The sequence below is a fragment of the Bradyrhizobium sp. B117 genome (assembly GCF_038969555.1).
Lineage (GTDB): Bacteria > Pseudomonadota > Alphaproteobacteria > Rhizobiales > Xanthobacteraceae > Bradyrhizobium.
Map to the genome: position 1 here is coordinate 3382118 of NZ_CP152414.1, position 16007 is coordinate 3398124.

Below are 16007 nucleotides of genomic sequence, written 5' to 3' on the forward strand. Positions count from 1 at the left end.
CGCCGGACCTCGCGAGCAGACGCGCAAGGAGACGCGGGAATGACAGACCCACACGTCGCAAGCCACGAGCAGGAGGTCGAAGGACGTCCATCGTCTGGCCTGCTGTCGCGGATCAATGCTCCCGTCGCTCGTCTGGGCATGTATCTGTCGGTGACAGGCCTGCTCGTCATCGTCACCATCGTGTTCTACCAGGTGTTCGGGCGCTACGTGCTCAATTCCAGCCCGACCTGGACGGAGAACCTCGCGCTGGTTCTGATCCTCTATGTCACGCTGATCGGCGCCGCCGTCGGCGTGCGCGATGCCGGACACATCGGCATGGACAGCCTGCTGGTCATGCTTCCGGATCATCTGCGGGAGAAGATCGAGATCGTGATCCACGTTCTCGTGGCCGTGTTCGGCATTGCCATGGCCTATAACGGCTGGATCCTCGGTGCATCGGTCGGAACCGTCAAGATTCCCAATCTCGGCCTGCCTGAGGTCATCCGTTACGTGCCGCTGATCGCCTCCGGCATCCTGATCGTTTCCTTTTCCATCGAGCACATCATTGCTCTCCTGCGCGGCGAAGGGGTCGTCCCGTCATGGAACTGATCATCCTCGGCGCCACCTTCTTCGGCTTCCTGATCCTCGGTGTCCCCGTTGCCTTTGCGATCGGCCTCTCGGCGATCTGCACCATCCTCTACGAAGGCCTGCCGGTCGCCGTCATCTTCCAGCAGATGATGTCGGGGATGAACATCTTCTCGTTCCTGGCCATCCCGTTCTTCGTCTTCAGCGGTGAGCTGATGCTGCATGGCGGCGTCGCCGACAAGATCGTCAAGCTCGCCAAGAATCTGGTCGGGCACATCCGCGGCGGCCTCGGAATGTCGAACGTGGTCGCCTGCACGTTGTTCGGCGGCGTCTCGGGCTCGCCCGTGGCCGACGTGTCGGCGATGGGCGCGGTGATGATCCCGATGATGAAAAAGGAAGGGTTCGACACCGACTACGCCGTCAACGTCACCACCCATGCCTCGCTGGTCGGCGCCTTGATGCCGACCAGCCACAACATGATCATCTATGCGCTGGCCGCCGGCGGCAAGGTCTCGATCGGCGCGCTGATAGCCGCCGGCCTTTTGCCGGCGCTGGTGCTGATGGTCTGCATGCTCGTCGCTGCCTACGCAGTCGCGGTGAAGCGCGGCTATCCCGCCGGCAAGTTCCCGGGCTGGGCCGAGGTGTTTCGTTCGCTCGCCGCCGCACTGCCAGGCCTTCTGATCGTCGGCATCATCCTCGCGGGCATCCTCTCCGGCGTCTTCACGGCAACGGAATCCGCAGCGGTCGCGGTCACCTACACGATCCTGCTGACGTTCTTCATCTACCGCACCATGACCTTGCAGAACTTCCTGCGGGCCGCGGCGAAGGCGGTGAAGACGACGGGCGTGGTGCTGCTGCTGATCGGCGTCTCCACCATGTTCCAGTACCTGATGGGTCTCTATGAGGTGGCCGATTTCGCCGGCGACCTGATGAGCAAGGTGTCGACGCAGCCCTGGATGATCTTCCTGCTCATCAACGTCATCCTGTTCGTGCTCGGCACCTTCATGGACATGGCGGCGACCATCCTGATCTGCACCCCGATCTTCCTGCCGATCGCGATGAAGGCCGGCATGGACCCGGTGCAGTTCGGCATGCTGATGCTGATCAACTGCGCGCTGGGACTGAACACCCCGCCGGTCGGAACGACGCAGTTCGTCGGCTGCGCCATCGGCGGCATTTCGGTCGGCGCGGTGATGCGCACCATCCTGCCGTTCTACGCCGCGCTGATCGCAGCGCTGATGTTCGTGACCTACGTTCCCGCCTTCTCGCTGTGGCTGCCGCGCCTCCTGATGGGATACAAGGGATAGCTGCCGTGCGTGCTCCGGCACTTGGCCGGCGCATCACCCTTGCGTAGTTTGCGTCACAGTAACAGGGAGAATCTGTCTGTGACCGATTATCGCAAGCTCTTCGATCTCACCGGCAAGACGGCCGTGGTGCTCGGCGCCGCCTCAGGGATCGGCAAATCGTCGGCCGAGGCGCTGGCCGGGCTAGGGGCCCGCGTCGTCTGCGCGGATCGTGCGCTTGACGCGGCCGAGGCGACCGCCGCCGGCATCCGCGACAAGGGTGGCTGGGCGGAAGCAGCGAGCTGCGATGCCGCGAGCGCAGCGGACGTCAACGCGCTGGCGAAAACCGTGATGCAGAAGATCCCGCGGCTCGATATCGCCGTGACGACGCCCGGGCTCAACATCCGCAAGACCATCCTCGACTACACCGAGGAGGATCTCGACCGCGTCCTCAATCTCAACGTCAAGGGCACGGTCTGGTTCTTCCAGGCCTTCGGCCGCATCATGGTCGCGCAGAAGGGCGGCAGCATCATCGCCTGCTCCTCGGTGCGCGCGGTGACCATCGAGCCGGGCCTTGGCGTCTACGGCTCGACCAAGGCGGCGATCGGCCTCTTGGTGAAGGGCTTTGCCTCCGAGGTCGGCCATGCCGGCGTGCGCGTCAATGCGATTGCGCCGAGCATCGCCGAGACCGCGCTGACCGGTCCGTTCAAGCAGCGCCCCGACATCTACAATCTCTACGCCGGTCACACCGTGTTCAACCGCTGGAGCAGTGCCGACGAGGTCGCCACTGCTGTCGCCTATCTCGCTTCGGACGCCGCAAGCTATGTCAGTGGCAGCACGCTGTTTGTCGACGGCGGCTGGACCGCGGTCGATGGTCCGCCGACCGGTCTCACCCAGTTGCACAAATAGGCGGCCGTCTAGAGCGGAATCGCTTTGGGTTGAATCGATTGCCGCGGGCTCGCTCACCTCTCCCGCTTGCGGGAGAGGTCGTATCGCATCGAAGATGCGATGCGGGTGAGGGCTTTCTCCTCTTGGAGAGTCTTGCCAGACGAGAGACCCTCTCCCCAACCCTCTCCCGCAGGCGGGAGAGGGAGCCTACCGCCGTCACCACGCCTATAGAGCCTCATCTCATCCGTTTTAGCCGGCAAAGCCCACGCGCTGGCGCAGCTCCTTGTGATCTGCGCCGGTCAGCAACGCGACCAGCGCGGCCGCTTCATTCGGATGTGCGGCCCGCGCGGTCACGCCAGCCGTGTACATCGTCACCAGCTCGCAGCCGGGCGGCAGCGAGCCAGACAGCGCGATGCCGTCGGTCGCGATGATCTCGGTCGCCTGCGTGCAGCCGATCGGCCGCTTTGCGGTGGAGTTTGCGAGCTCCCGCATCGCGGTCGCGCCATTTGGAAATATCTTGAGGCGCGAGGCGACCTCATAGGCAATGCCAAGCCGATCCAGCACTTTTGCGACGTGCTGTCCCGCCGTGGACGCCTTGATATCAGGGACGTAGATGGCGTCTGCGGAACGCAGCACCTCGCGCAAATCGGCTTCGGTCTTCGCCGTCACCTTGGGATCACGGTTGCGGACTGCGAGTGCGGTCTCGACCCGACCGACATCCGCGATCGAGGAGGGGACGACAAGCTTCTCCTCGGCAAGCTTTAGGAGGAGCGCGTGCGTCAGGATCACGAGATCGGCTGGCGTGCCAGCACGCAGCTTGTCGGCCATGATGCCGACCGCGCCGAACTCGCCGTCGATACTGAGGCCGGTCTGCGCCTTGAAAGCGTCGGCCAGGCCGCGCACCAGACCTTGCGCGGCGCCGCCGCTCAGAATGTTCACTGCCGTCACGATGCAAGCTCCATGGCTGCGATGATCCTGTCGCGCGTGATCGGCAGGTCGCGGACGCGCACGCCGAGGCAATCGAACACGGCATTCGCGATTGCCGCCGTCACCGGTCCGTGTGCCGCTTCGCCGGCACCGACCGGCTCGATCTCCGGCCGCTGGATGATCTCGACGTCGACCGCCGGCACCTCGCTGAAGGTCAGGATCGGATAGTCCGTCCACGAAGTCGAGGCGATGCGCGTCCGGTCGAAGCGGACGCGCTCTTTCAGCACCCAGCTCGTCGCCTGGATCGCGCCGCCCTCGATCTGGTTGATCACGCCGCCCGGATTGATGGCCTCGCCGACATCGACCGCAAGCGTCAGCCGTTTGACGCGGATATCGTCGTCGCCTTCGATCTCGGCAATCGCGGCGCAATAGGCGCCCGTGTTCTTGTAGCGGGCAAAGCCGACGCCGTGACCGACGCCCGATCGCTTCTGGGGCTTCCACTGCGCGCGTCGCGCCGCGCTACGGATGACATCCTTCGCCCGCTCGTCTCGTAAATGCCGCAGGCGAAACGCGACCGGATCCTCGCCGCGCAAGGTCGCGATCTCGTCGAGCAGGGATTCGATGGCGAACACATTGCCTTGTCCGCCCAGCGTCCGCAGCGCCGAGGTGCGCACCGGCATCGTCAATAGCCGGTGGCTCGTGATCGTCCAGGCCGGGAGGTCATAGAGCGGAACGGAGTTGCGGTCGCCACCGCCGCCGTTGGCTGCCGGCGGATTGGTCGAGATCATGCGCGGGTAGGGATTTGCGATCTCGGTGGCGGCGAGCAACGCCGGCTGCGCCGCGCGCCCCGGCCGCGCCGCATGGCCGTTGCTCCAGATCGCATGACGCCAGCCGACGATCTCGTTGTCTGCGTCGAGATCGGCCTCGATCTCGATGGCCATCGCCGCGCCGAACGGTGCGTGGCTCATTTCGTCGTGACGGGACCACTGCACGCGCACCGGACGGCCACCGGCGGCCTTGGCCAGCAGCACGGCATCGAGCGCGACGTCATCGGCGGCATTGTGCCCGTAGCAGCCCGCGCCCTCCATGTGCTCGACGACGATGTTCTCGGCGGGCAGCTTGAGCACGATGGCGAGGTCGGCGCGCAGCAGGTAGACGCCCTGGCTGTGGGTCCAGACGTGGACGCGATCGCCGTCCCACTGCGCCATGGCACAGGACGGCGCGATCGAGCCATGGGCAATGTAGGGGCGGGTGTATTGCCGCCGAAGCGTATGCGCGGCTTTCGTTGTCGTTGCCGCCGCTCTGGTGTCGATGACGGCCGTCTCGACCGGCTGGCTCTTCAGGAAGCCCGCCAGATCGTCTTCGTCGGGCAGCGGCTCGCCGGCCGACCACGTCGCGCCCTTGCGCAAAGCCTTCAGCGCCGCTTCCGCCGCGGCTTCGCTGTCGGCAACCACGCCCGCAAATCCCCCGTCGCGGACGATGGCGACGAGGCCAGGGACAGCGCGTACAGCGTCCTCATTGAGCGCGATCAGCTTGGCGCCCGAGATGTCCGGCCGCAGCACGCGTCCGTGCAGCGAGCCGGGCAATGCCCGGTCATGGATGAAGCGCGGCTGGGCGAACACCTTGTCGGGAATGTCCACGCGCTGGATGGAATGTCCGGCGACGGTGCGCCTGGCGATGCTCTTCGCCTCGGCGCCAGCGGTGGCGTCGAGGTCGAGCGAGACGTCGCGAGCGAGCTCCCAATAGCTGGTTCTGACATTGCCGGGACCCGAGATCGTGCCGTCATCGACGCTGAGCAGCGCTGCGTCGACGCCGAGACGTTCCGATGCCGCCGCGACGAAGCGCTGGCGCACCTCGGCGCAGGCGTGGCGCAGCGCGCGGCCGGATTGCTGGATCGACAGGCTGCCCGAGGTGACGCCCTCGTTCGGGCTGGTCGCCGTCGAGGCGCGGATCATCTCGACCCGCGCCAGATCGACATCCAGCTCGTCCGCCGCGATCTGCGCCAGCGCCGTGACGATGCCCTGGCCGATCTCGACCTTGCCCGGCGAGATCGTCACGTGGCCTTCATTGGTGAACCGTACCCAGGACGACAGCTTCGGATTGGCTGCCAGGCTGACCGGCAGCTTTGGGGCGGGGGACGTCATGGCGTAGCCAACTCCGAAGCCGCGCGAAGGACCGCGCGCACCATGCGGTTATGCGACCCGCAGCGGCAGAGGTTGCGATCGAGTGCCGCCCTGACCTCCGCCTCCGTCGGTGACGGATTGCGCTTGAGCAGGGCCGCAGCACTGATCAAGATCCCAGAGACGCAATAGCCGCATTGCATCGCCTGTTCCGAGATGAAGGCGCGCTGCAGCGGATGCGGTCGCTCGGCCGTGCCGAGCCCTTCCACCGTGACGACGTCCTTGTCCGCCACCGACCACATCGGCATGTCGCACGAAGTCATCGCGCGGCCGTCGACCATGACGTGACAGGCGCCGCACTCACCGGCGCCGCAGCCGAAATGCGCCCCGGTGATGCCGAGCCGGCTGCGCAGCACATCGAGCAGCATCTGGTCCGGATCGGTGTCCACGGCGATCGCTGCGCCGTTGAGCCGGAATTGAACGGTGGGCATGAGCAGGCCTCAGGACTTGTCGAATTTCTTGACGACATCGGCCCATTTCCCGATGTCGCCGCGCAGGAATTTGTCGAATTCCTCCGGTGTCATTGACATGGGTACTGCGCCCTGCTCGGTCCAGAGTTTTACGATGTCGGGCCGCTTCACCATTGCGTTGACAGCGGCGTTGAGCTTGTCGACGACAGGCTTTGGCGTGCCGGCCGGCGCCATCAGGCCGAGCCAGATCGTCGCCTCGTAGCCCGCAACGCCGGCTTCGCCAGCGGTCGGCACGTTCGGCAGCACGGTGGAGCGCTGCTTGCCGGTGGTCGCCAGCGCGCGCACCTGGTTCTCGCCGACGTTCGGCGCCATCGCCGGCACCGCGTCGATCATCATCTGCACTTGCCCGCCGATCACGCCGCTGCGCGCCTCGCCGCTGTTGCGATAGGGCACGTGGACGACGTCGATGCCGGCCATCGCTTTGAACAGCTCGCCGGCCATGTGATAGGGCGTGCCCTGGCCGGAGGAGGCGTAGTTCAGCTTGCCCGGCTGCGCCTTGGCGAGGGCGATGAACTCGGCAAGCGTCTTCACCGGGACTTGCGGGTTCACCACGATGACGAGATCGGAATAGTTCACCGGCGCGATCGGCGCGAGATCGCGCATCAGCTCGTATTTGCGTTGCGCGGGTGTCAGCAGCGATTCGTTCGCGGTCTGCGTGTTGGACATCATCAAGAGCGTGTAGCCGTCGGCCGGCGACTTCGCAGCCTCCACGGTGCCGATGACGCCGCCGGCGCCGGTGCGGTTCTCGATCACGAAGGGCTGGCCAAAGCTCTCCTGGAGCACGTTGCCGATCAGCCGGGCCGCGACGTCGGCCGGGCCGCCTGCGCCGAACGGCACGACGATGCGGACCGCGTGGGTGGGATAATCTTGCGCCAATGAGGGGGCTGCGGCGCATGCGCCGAGCAGGCCGGCGACCAGCGCCAGCATGAATTGTCGGGCCATCACGCCCACCTCCCTGATATCGTTCTTGTTGGCGGCCACTGTAGCCGCAGGGGAGGGGGACTGTCGACGCTCACAAAGTCGATCGTATCAGGGAATGTCAGGCGGTTTTCGGTGTGGCTGCGCGCCCATTTCGCGGGCGCGATAGGAACCGGCGGCGCGCGCGGTTTGAGCAAATCGCATGGGCAATGCCGGCAAAATGCGCTCGGCGGGTCAGTATTTTGGTGTTACGAACTGGGACATGAATCAGCACGCCAAGATCGAAATCCGCCATTCGACCTGTCCGCATGACTGCCCGTCGGCCTGCGCGCTCGACATCGAGGTGGTCGAAGGCCGCAGCATCGGCCGCGTGCGCGGTTCGAAGAAGCAGACCTACACGGCGGGCGTCGTCTGCGCCAAGGTCGCCCGCTATGCCGAACGTATCCATCACCCCGAAAGGCTGATGTACCCGATGCGCCGCACGGGTCCGAAGGGCTCTGGGCAGTTCGCGCGGATCAGCTGGGACGAGGCGCTCGACGAGATCGCGCAGCGCTTCAATCAGGCCGAGCGCGAGTTCGGCGCGGAATCGATCTGGCCCTATTACTACGCCGGCACGATGGGCCTCGTGATGCGCGACGGGCTGAACCGTCTGACGCATGTGAAGAAATATTCACGCTTCTATCAGACCATCTGCGCCAATGTCGCGCGCATCGGCTATGCGATCGGTACCGGCAAGATCGCTGGCGTCGATCCGCGCGAGATGGCGCTGTCCGATCTCGTCGTGATCTGGGGCACCAATCCCGTCAACACCCAGGTCAACGTGATGACGCACGCCGCGCGTGCGCGCAAGGAGCGCGGCGCGAAGATCGCGGCGGTCGACATCTACGACAACGAGACCATGAAGCAGGCCGACATCAAGATCATTCTGCGGCCCGGCACCGACGGCGCGTTCGCCTGCGGCGTGATGCATGTCCTGTTTCGCGACGGCTATGCCGACCGCGCCTACATGGACAAGTACACCGATTGCCCCGCCGAGCTCGAGGCGCATCTGAAGACGCGCACGCCGGAATGGGCGTCGGCGATCTCAGGCGTGCCGGTGGCGGAGATCGAGGCTTTTGCCAAGGCGGTCGGCGAGACCAAGCGGACCTTCATCCGCCTCGGTTACGGCTTCACCCGCTCGCGCAATGGCGCAACGCAGATGCATGCGGCGACCTGCATTCCCGCGGTGACCGGCGCCTGGCAATATGAGGGCGGCGGCGCCTTCTTCAACAATTACGCGCTGTGGCGCTTCAACGAATCCATCATCGAAGGTCACGACGCGATCGACCAGAGCGTCCGCGCGCTCGACCAGTCCAAGATCGGCCGCATCCTCACCGGCGACGCCGAGGCCCTGCTCGGCAAGGGCCCGGTCAAGGCGATGCTGATCCAGAACACCAACCCGATGACGGTGGCGCCGGAGCAGGCGCTAGTGGCCCAGGGCTTTGCGCGCGAGGATCTGTTCGTTGCGGTGCATGAGCAGTTCATGACCGAGACGGCGCAAATGGCCGACATCGTGCTGCCGGCGACCATGTTCATGGAGCACGACGACCTCTATTACGGCGGCGGCCACCAGCACATCTCGGTCGGGCCGAAGCTGATCGATCCGCCTGGCGAATGCCGTTCCAACCATGAGGTGTTGCAGGCGCTGGCGCCGCGGCTTGACGCCAGGCACCGGGGCTTCGAGATGACGCCGCGTGAATTGATCGACGCGACGCTGCAGCTCAGCAACCACGGCGACATCGCCGGCCTCGAAGCCGACCTCTGGCGCGATCTGCAGCCGGATTTCCGGACCTCGCATTTTCTCGACGGCTTCGCCCATCCCGACAAGAAATTCCACTTCAGGGCGGATTGGACGCATCCGCCGTTCGGCCAGACCATGGGCGATGTCGAAAGCATGCCATCGCTGCCGGACCATTGGGCGGTGATCGAACAGGTCGACCAGGCTCATCCGTTCCGGCTCGCGACCAGCCCCTCGCGCAGCTTCCTCAACACGACGTTCAACGAGACGCCGTCCTCGCAGGCGCGCGAGGGCAGGGCGAGCGTGATGATCCATCCGATGGACGCAGCCGCGCTCGACATCGCCGATGGCGATGCGGTGACGCTCGGCAACCGGCGCGGCGAGACCACGCTGATCGCGACGCTGTTCGACGGCGTGCGGCGCGGCGTGCTGATCGCGGAATCCGTTCATCCCAATAAGAACCATATTGGCGGGCGCGGCATCAACATGCTGACCGGAGCCGAAGCCGTTGCGCCGATCGGCGGCGCCGCGTTCCACGACAACAAGGTCTGGATCAGGAAAGCCGCTACGGCCTGAGCACGCGCTTCGATCGCCTGCAATTTGTGTCGAGGCGCTAAAGCGGCGCCTCGCTGCAGATTGCCCTTGCGCCTGCCGCCCGCCCTGCCGCAAATGGCTGTAAACGGACAGCAGGGAAGCGACGTCATGACCGACAGCACAGCCGTCATCACCGAGAAGCGCGGGCAGGCGTTCTGGATCACCATCAACCGGCCGGAGAAGCGCAACGCGCTGAACGGCGAGGTCATCGCCGGCATCAACAAGGGTTATCGCGACGCCCATGACGACAAGGACGTCCGCGTCATCGTGCTGACCGGCGCGGGCGACAAGGCGTTCTGCGCGGGTGCCGACTTGCAGAATTCCGGCGCCGCTTTCGCGATGGATCATTCCCGGCCGAATGTCGACTATGCCGATCTGCTCCGCCTGTCGCAGAACGCGACCAAGCCTGCGATCGCGCGGGTCGGCGGCGTCTGCATGGCCGGCGGCATGGGCCTCTTGTGCATGACCGACATGGCGGTTGCGGCCGATCACGTCATCTTCGGCCTGCCGGAGGTGAAGGTCGGCGTGTTCCCGATGCAGGTGCTGAGCCTGTTGCAATCCATCGCGCCGCCGCGTCTCGTCAACGAATGGGCGCTCACCGGCGAGCCGTTCGATGCCAAGGCGGCGCAGGCTGCAGGCCTTCTGAATTACGCCGTGCCCGCGGCCGAGCTCGACGCCAAGGTCGACTGGCTGATCGGCCGCATCGTCGACAAATCCCCGACTGCGATCCGCCGCGGCAAATACGCCATGCGCGCGATCGCCTCGATGTCGTTCGACGAGAGCATCGCCTACACCGAAAGCCAGATTGCGCTGCTCGCCATGACCGAGGATGCCAAAGAGGGGCTGAAGGCGTTCGGCGAGAAGCGGAAGCCGGTGTGGACGGGGCGGTAAACCCGATGTTGGAACAAACTCGGAGAGTCAGCCCGGCCAAACGATGCCTATCTCGTTCGCACTACGAGCTGATCGTCCAAGTGGGCTGTTCCAGAACGCTGCAATCGGCGCTTTTTTGTAGCCGCAATTAGCTGCTTCCGCGTGCGCTTGGCATAAGTTGGCAATTGGTATTTCGAGCGATGACGGCCGGCGGTGCGCAGTTCAGCGTCCGTGAGATCGCTGTCGGCGCCCTCGGTGAAGCCGCCATGGCGAAATGATGTGAATGAAAGTTCGTTGCGAAGCCCGGCTGCGCCGATGATCTTTTTTACGACGAAGCGAAGATAACGCAGGTCTTTGCGTTGGGTGATCCATGGAAGCGGAATGCTCGATCTGCGATGAGGATGGTCACGCCGGAAGGCCAATCCGGAACTCTCCCTCGCTTTGATAGCGTCGAGTTCTGCCATCAACTCGGGGAAAAGCGGAGTGCCAACTTCGTCAAAGAGGGGCCACCATGCTTCCTCCCCATTCTTCGGATGGACAATCCGGACGCTATCGGATCGGCCCTCCGGCCGGTAGTGCGCTAAATCAAACGCTCCGAACACGTGTTCTTCGCGCTGTAGCCATTCCCAACTCAGCAAGGCGGCCGTAGCTATCGAGTAAAATCCGAGTTTCCTGGCAGCCACCCTAAACGCGACAAGTTCGTCCCAGTTAGCCGTGGGGGTCTCTCGCACCGGTCGGCCGGGAGCGCGAGACTTTAGCCCCATTCGCGAGAACGGGTTTATTTCTGGTACCTTTGTTTCGTGAGCGCGCAGGCCAACAAACCAAGCCCGCCTGCAGGCCGTCATGGCTGCGTTTGCGAAGCGCCGACGTTCGCGCTTGACAGCTTTGCCGTCGGCTGTCCTGCGTTCCACGACGAGCAACTTCGCATAGACGGCGTCGACAAATCCTCTAGAGAAGGCAGAAATCGGTTTCGATCCCGCTCGGCTACCATCCTTTAGTTCGTGATTAGCAAAGAGTGCTAAGCCTTGATCATACAGACGCTGCGTCTTGTGATCGAGTTCTTTCCACTTCTGGTGCGTTTTGAAAATCAATACGAGCCAGTCGAAAGTGCCGGGTACGATCGAAACCGGCGACATGTCACTTAGACCTCCGGAACGCCAACTATCAAAAGCGGGTAACAGGACATAGTTGGCGCGATCTACAGCCACAGTGAGATCCTCGCCCAGCGCTTCAGATGCGACGGTGCATCCTTGTTTGCGCGCCCAAGTGGGCGGCTCGAAAAAGTATGCCCAACCGCCACGCTTCAATGGCTTTCTTCGACAATAACGAGGCAGTGCACGTGCGTTGTGAGGTATATTCATACGAGCGAGACCAAGTCCAGTCCGTCTGAACTATTTGCATTCGTGGTCCTGTACGGCGTGGTGAAATGATCAATGGCTGCCTTGGACCAAGCGGGCTCTCGAGAGCGACCAGTGCCGTGATAACATGTGGGCGCAGGAGCTTCTCCGCGGACCACCGCGCGTGCAAGCTCCTCTGTATTGCGGTAGTCCAGGTAAGCAGCCACCATGTCCGCCCGCATGACTGCGGGCCATGTGCCGACCGGCGGGTAACGAGCAGGAACTGCAAGGCGTGATGCCATCTCTCAACCGACGCGCTAATGATCTAACCGGTCACCGTGCAGCGCATAAGGATGCCAAAACTTCGATATCATTTTCTCTCCGTCAGGGTTCGTGCCAGGCTTGGCTTTCACTAGCTGTACTAAATCCACGCTCTAATACGAACGCCGAAATTCACGGGGCGACAAGGCGCAACGATGGTTGGGGTGGGAATCGGCTGGGATGGAGCGAATTTGGGTTGACCTGCGAGCGGCCGGATCGGGGTCGGCGCAGCGCAACACTAGAACCGAATAGCCATAGTGAAGTTAGCTTGAGAGCTTCTTTCGCAAGTGATGACCGAAATCGATTGCAAATGACTCAACGGGTGGTCATCCGTTCGAACTGCCCTTCGGTAGCGCTGTGTTGCCCGCTGGACGAGAGGCACGTGATTTCCTTTAGCTAAGAGCGCTTATTCCGACAAACCATCACTCAACCCGCATGAACGGTGCGGTTATGGAGCTTCGATTGTCGGAATGACGTGCTCGAATTAAAGGGTCGCCGTAAGCGCGCCATTTCGAATCTGTAACTTATGGCGACAGCCGAGTGCATGCGAGGCAAACTCGGCTCCTCCAACTGTGGAATTTGTCATTTTCGCACGTCCGCTTCGCTATGCCGGGCTCTGTGAACGGACCCGCTTTGCGCTTCCGCCATGCGGCTTCGATCCCTCGCGCAAGGACGTTGCGGTGCTCCTCGCCGGAGGCACTAGGGAAAGGGGCTAGCCCGCGGCGATCGTTATCACTGCTCCGTGTCCGTATTGAACCGGTCTCGTCGCTGCACTCGGACCCGCGTGCCCGTCGGGCCGCTATGCGAAGTGCGGCTTGACGAAGATCAGGTCGGAACATGGCCGCTTCGCGGAGACCGACGCCATGGCAGACCGAACGCCGAATTTGCGGGCTACATGGCTCGCGGCGGCGACGACGCCCGCGCTCTGCGAAACCGCTTGTTCGCAACGATCAGCGCGCGAATAGCCGCACGCATATTGCCGCTGCAAACGGCGATCGCCTGTTCGACAGCGGCGTCCAGCCTGTCGTCCTGTTCGGTCGGCTCAGAGAGGAGGACACGGTCCTGTTCCAGGTTGACCGTCAATGATGTATCTTCTTATTGTGTCCTTATGGACCTAAGCCGCCGTTTCGAGCCGCCCTGGACCTTAGTCCGGGAAAATTCGGAGTGCTACGTGGTCACGGACGTCAACGGCGTAACCCCTGCGTGGCTCTATTGCGATGATGCGCAGCGCTACAGCTTCGGACCCGGCAAGCTTTCGTCGGATGAGGCGCGCCGGATCGGCAAGGTGACCGGGCGCACCCCCGAATTCATGATGCCGCGCCAGGGCTTTTATCCGCGTGGGGGCCGCGCTGGCGCGCCGACCGGCTATATGACTGGCTCTGGAGGATCGCCATATCCGCGAGCACTGGGATGAGATCTACGCTCTCTGGCCGAAATTCAATCCCCGCAATCTCCGGTACCCAACGCCATGAGCAAACGCCGAGTCCTTATATTGACGCTGCTGCTGTTATCGGACATGGCGCTTGCCGACAGTTTTGTCGGTCAGGCCAGCATCATTGATGGCGACACATTGGAAATTCATGGAACGCGGATCCGCCTTTGGGGTGTCGATGCTCCGGAAGGCACTCAGCTGTGTCGCGGTGAGGACAGTCTACAGTACCGCTGCGGTTCGAAGGCCGCGAACGAGCTCGACGCTTACATTGCCGGTCGCCCCGTCAACTGTGTCCCGCTCAGCCTCGACCGGTATGGCCGCACGGTCGCGACCTGTTCGGTCGCGGGCAAGGATCTCGCGGAATGGCTTGTGCGCAACGGTCTCGCGCTGGATTGGCCTCAATATTCGAAGGGCAGATATCACGAAGCCCAGCGCGAAGCTGAGCGCGCGGGCCAAGGGCTCTGGAAGGGCAGCTACGTCGAACCGTGGCTCTATCGAGCATGCATCCGCGCCAGCGGAAGCCCGTCCGCATGTTCGGACGATGCAAATGCCCATCCTTGAAGGGCCCACTGCGAGGTGTCAATCCACAACGTGCGATGGCCGATCACCGCACTCGGGCAAGTGGGTCTGGCGCGGTTTGGGCGACTCACGGTACCCATCATTCCAACCACCACACTGCACAACGGGAATGAAATGGTTGCAGCCAATCGTGAACTGCCGGCCTCTGGCTACGCACTTGAAGTGGACGGCCGACTCAAAGCCGAATTTGCAACCAGAGACGGCGCCAGGGCAGGTGGAGAAGAACTAAAGAAGCGGTTTCCCATGCTTCAAATCAGGATCTATGACGCGCAAACGCATGCGCGCGAGGAAATCTAGATCCTCTGACTGGTGGAGTTTCCGCTTCCCGCGTGCGGCTTCCGCCGCACCGTGCTCTCGTGTTGGGGTGGACGGCCCCCTTCCGCCGGTTTGCGTGGCAAGATGGGTCATCGATGACCTGAAACGAGGGAGCCGCCCGTGGAAATGATTGTTCGCATCGGTTTGGACACGTCAACGAGCGTATTTCAGTTGCATGGCGTTGACGGGATGGAGCAGCTGGTCCTTCGGCGTAAGTTGAGGCGCGGCCAGGTTCTGGCGTTCTTCGGCCGTTTGCCGCCGGCGCTCGTCGCGATGGAGGCCTGCGGAGCATCGCACTATTGGGCGGGAGCTGCGGTCGCTGGGGCATGAGGTGGCAATGATCCCGCCGCAATATGTCAAACCCTACGTGCAGCGCGGGAAATCCGATGCGGCGGATGCGGAGGCGATTTGTGAAGCGGCCAGTCGACCGAAACTGCGGAAGAACTTCGTTTCGATCGAAAGTGCCGAGCAGCAGGGCGCACAGATGCTGACACGTGTGCGCAACCAGTTTATCGGCAGGCGCACCCAGCTCGCCAATTCGATCCGCGGCTACGCCGCAGAGGTCGGCTTTACAGCGCCCAAGGGGCTTTCGCGGCTTCCGCAACTGCTGATCGACATTCGGGCCGACGCGACCGTCCCCGATTTGGCGATGGAGTTGGTGGAGGCGCTGGCGACAGAATTGGCACGCGTCGATGATCTGATCGCCAAGCTCGACAAGAAGCTCATGCAACTTCACAGGAGTAACGAGATGAGCCGACGACTGGCGACCATTCCAGGAGTTGGCCCGATCGGCGCGACGCTGCTGTCAATCAAGGTCGTGGATGCCCGCGGGTTCAGGTCGGCAAGAAACTTTGCCGCCTGGTTTGGCCTGACGCCAAAGAATCACTCGACGGCCGGCAAGAACCGTCTCGGTGTCATCACACGCGCTGGTGACGGCATGTTGCGAACCGTCTTGGTGGCTGGTGCGACGGCTGTGATCGCGGATGTGCGACGACGCGATCGCTCTTGGCCCTGGCTGAAAGACTTGATCGCGCGCAAGCCGCCGAAGCTGGTGGCCATAGCGTTGGCGAACAAGCTGGCGCGGATCGCCTGGAAGCTGGTGGTTAGCGGCGAGCGGTACAGGCCCGTTAGCAGTGCCGTACCGATGCCGACGCTGACCTAGACGTGAACGAAATACAGAGCTTGGCGCCAGGCCGGCAGGTTTGACGCTGGGGCCGGAACTTGCAGGACAGGAAGAGGTGGTACGTTCGGCGCGAGCCGGTCATGTGAGACACTCCGCTCGGTTTACCGGCAGGAAATGCCGCTCTCGTGTTTGGATCTCACTGTCCGCGAAGCCCATCTTGGCCAGTGGTCGTAGGACCCGAAAATAGGCCGGATATATGAGCGCGAGCGATCCGAGCATGCTGCCCGAGCCAATCCTTGTAGGTCGGGGGCCGTCCACATATGAACCGAGCCGCTTTGCGTCTCGGCCATACGGCTTCGATCCTTCGCGCCAGGAGATGCGGAGCTCCTCGCCGGGGGCACTCGGGAAAGGGGCTCGCCTGCAGCGATC

General features: G+C 63.4%; 14 protein-coding genes and 2 pseudogenes. 9 read left to right on the plus strand and 7 right to left on the minus strand.

Annotated elements, in window-relative coordinates:
- Positions 1 to 39: 39 nt before the first annotated feature.
- The 3 genes from AAFG16_RS16605 to AAFG16_RS16615 all read left to right on the plus strand — a co-directional run bounded on the left by AAFG16_RS16605 (position 40) and on the right by AAFG16_RS16615 (position 2756).
- Positions 40 to 588, plus strand: a complete 549-nt coding sequence (locus AAFG16_RS16605) for a TRAP transporter small permease (protein WP_342739840.1) — start codon at positions 40 to 42, stop codon at positions 586 to 588.
- A complete protein-coding gene (locus AAFG16_RS16610) occupies positions 579 to 1871 on the plus strand; it encodes a TRAP transporter large permease (RefSeq protein ID WP_080136263.1) in 1293 nt (430 codons plus the stop codon). The genes AAFG16_RS16605 and AAFG16_RS16610 overlap by 10 nt, the downstream gene beginning before the upstream one ends.
- 78 nt (positions 1872 to 1949) lie before the next feature.
- The gene (locus AAFG16_RS16615) at positions 1950 to 2756 is read left to right on the plus strand and encodes an SDR family oxidoreductase (RefSeq protein ID WP_342739841.1); all 807 of its coding nucleotides are present in this window, start codon (positions 1950 to 1952) and stop codon (positions 2754 to 2756) included.
- Between the two features lie 228 nt (positions 2757 to 2984).
- Here the strand turns inward: AAFG16_RS16615 and AAFG16_RS16620 are convergent, their stop codons facing one another.
- From AAFG16_RS16620 to AAFG16_RS16635, 4 genes are read right to left on the minus strand one after another with little or no spacing between them, the layout of a single operon-like run.
- Complete coding sequence (locus tag AAFG16_RS16620; protein WP_342739842.1) at positions 2985 to 3683, minus strand: substrate-binding domain-containing protein; 699 nt, start codon at positions 3681 to 3683, stop codon at positions 2985 to 2987.
- Entirely contained in the window at positions 3680 to 5806 is a 2127-nt protein-coding gene (locus AAFG16_RS16625; protein WP_342739843.1) for a molybdopterin cofactor-binding domain-containing protein, read from the minus strand. Before AAFG16_RS16625 ends, AAFG16_RS16620 begins: the two co-directional genes overlap by 4 nt.
- Entirely contained in the window at positions 5803 to 6273 is a 471-nt protein-coding gene (locus AAFG16_RS16630) for a (2Fe-2S)-binding protein (RefSeq protein ID WP_283085493.1), read from the minus strand. Before AAFG16_RS16630 ends, AAFG16_RS16625 begins: the two co-directional genes overlap by 4 nt.
- A gap of 9 nt (positions 6274 to 6282) precedes the next feature.
- Positions 6283 to 7239 (minus strand): tripartite tricarboxylate transporter substrate binding protein, encoded by a 957-nt coding sequence (locus AAFG16_RS16635; protein WP_342740916.1) that lies wholly within the window; start codon positions 7237 to 7239, stop codon positions 6283 to 6285.
- A 253-nt stretch (positions 7240 to 7492) separates the two neighbouring features.
- Here AAFG16_RS16635 and AAFG16_RS16640 point away from each other — a divergent pair, with 253 nt between their 5' ends.
- Together AAFG16_RS16640 and AAFG16_RS16645 are read left to right on the plus strand one after the other, a co-directional pair.
- The gene (locus AAFG16_RS16640; RefSeq protein WP_342739844.1) at positions 7493 to 9583 is read left to right on the plus strand and encodes a molybdopterin oxidoreductase family protein; all 2091 of its coding nucleotides are present in this window, start codon (positions 7493 to 7495) and stop codon (positions 9581 to 9583) included.
- Between the two features lie 126 nt (positions 9584 to 9709).
- The gene (locus AAFG16_RS16645; RefSeq protein ID WP_283085495.1) at positions 9710 to 10492 is read left to right on the plus strand and encodes an enoyl-CoA hydratase/isomerase family protein; all 783 of its coding nucleotides are present in this window, start codon (positions 9710 to 9712) and stop codon (positions 10490 to 10492) included.
- Between the two features lie 47 nt (positions 10493 to 10539).
- Here AAFG16_RS16645 and AAFG16_RS16650 read toward each other — a convergent pair whose 3' ends face one another.
- The 3 genes and pseudogenes from AAFG16_RS16650 to AAFG16_RS16660 all read right to left on the minus strand — a co-directional run bounded on the left by AAFG16_RS16650 (position 10540) and on the right by AAFG16_RS16660 (position 13212).
- Positions 10540 to 11778 (minus strand): hypothetical protein, encoded by a 1239-nt coding sequence (locus tag AAFG16_RS16650; protein WP_283085496.1) that lies wholly within the window; start codon positions 11776 to 11778, stop codon positions 10540 to 10542.
- Positions 11779 to 12934: 1156 nt separating this feature from the next.
- Positions 12935 to 13048: pseudogene (locus tag AAFG16_RS16655) on the minus strand (DNA polymerase IV); the annotation flags it as partial.
- Positions 13021 to 13212 carry a hypothetical protein gene (locus AAFG16_RS16660; protein ID WP_342739845.1) on the minus strand — a complete coding sequence of 64 codons (192 nt, stop codon included), beginning with the start codon at positions 13210 to 13212 and terminating at the stop codon, positions 13021 to 13023. The pseudogene AAFG16_RS16655 and the gene AAFG16_RS16660, both read right to left, overlap by 28 nt.
- A gap of 88 nt (positions 13213 to 13300) precedes the next feature.
- Between AAFG16_RS16660 and AAFG16_RS16665 the strand changes: the two genes are divergently transcribed.
- From AAFG16_RS16665 to AAFG16_RS16680, 4 genes and pseudogenes are all read left to right on the plus strand, one after another.
- Positions 13301 to 13543, plus strand: coding sequence for a hypothetical protein (locus AAFG16_RS16665; RefSeq protein ID WP_342739846.1), 243 nt, complete (start codon positions 13301 to 13303; stop codon positions 13541 to 13543).
- 102 nt (positions 13544 to 13645) lie between these two features.
- Complete coding sequence (locus AAFG16_RS16670) at positions 13646 to 14122, plus strand: thermonuclease family protein (protein WP_283086901.1); 477 nt, start codon at positions 13646 to 13648, stop codon at positions 14120 to 14122.
- A 132-nt stretch (positions 14123 to 14254) separates the two neighbouring features.
- Positions 14255 to 14437: a hypothetical protein gene (locus tag AAFG16_RS16675; protein WP_283085498.1), complete on the plus strand. Its 183-nt coding sequence runs from the start codon at positions 14255 to 14257 to the stop codon at positions 14435 to 14437.
- Positions 14438 to 14575: 138 nt separating this feature from the next.
- Positions 14576 to 15617: pseudogene (locus AAFG16_RS16680) on the plus strand (IS110 family transposase).
- Positions 15618 to 16007 lie beyond the last annotated feature (390 nt).

What these genes read in the sequence shown, in the direction of transcription:
- AAFG16_RS16605 (WP_342739840.1), top strand. Translation starts at nt 40, where the DNA reads ATGACAGACCCACACGTCGCAAGCCACGAGCAGGAGGTCGAAGGACGT.
- AAFG16_RS16610 (WP_080136263.1), top strand. Translation starts at nt 579, where the DNA reads ATGGAACTGATCATCCTCGGCGCCACCTTCTTCGGCTTCCTGATCCTC.
- AAFG16_RS16625 (WP_342739843.1), bottom strand. Translation starts at nt 5,806, where the DNA reads ATGACGTCCCCCGCCCCAAAGCTGCCGGTCAGCCTGGCAGCCAATCCG.
- AAFG16_RS16630 (WP_283085493.1), bottom strand. Translation starts at nt 6,273, where the DNA reads ATGCCCACCGTTCAATTCCGGCTCAACGGCGCAGCGATCGCCGTGGAC.
- AAFG16_RS16635 (WP_342740916.1), bottom strand. Translation starts at nt 7,239, where the DNA reads ATGCTGGCGCTGGTCGCCGGCCTGCTCGGCGCATGCGCCGCAGCCCCC.
- AAFG16_RS16640 (WP_342739844.1), top strand. Translation starts at nt 7,493, where the DNA reads ATGAATCAGCACGCCAAGATCGAAATCCGCCATTCGACCTGTCCGCAT.
- AAFG16_RS16645 (WP_283085495.1), top strand. Translation starts at nt 9,710, where the DNA reads ATGACCGACAGCACAGCCGTCATCACCGAGAAGCGCGGGCAGGCGTTC.
- AAFG16_RS16670 (WP_283086901.1), top strand. Translation starts at nt 13,646, where the DNA reads ATGGCGCTTGCCGACAGTTTTGTCGGTCAGGCCAGCATCATTGATGGC.
- AAFG16_RS16675 (WP_283085498.1), top strand. Translation starts at nt 14,255, where the DNA reads ATGGTTGCAGCCAATCGTGAACTGCCGGCCTCTGGCTACGCACTTGAA.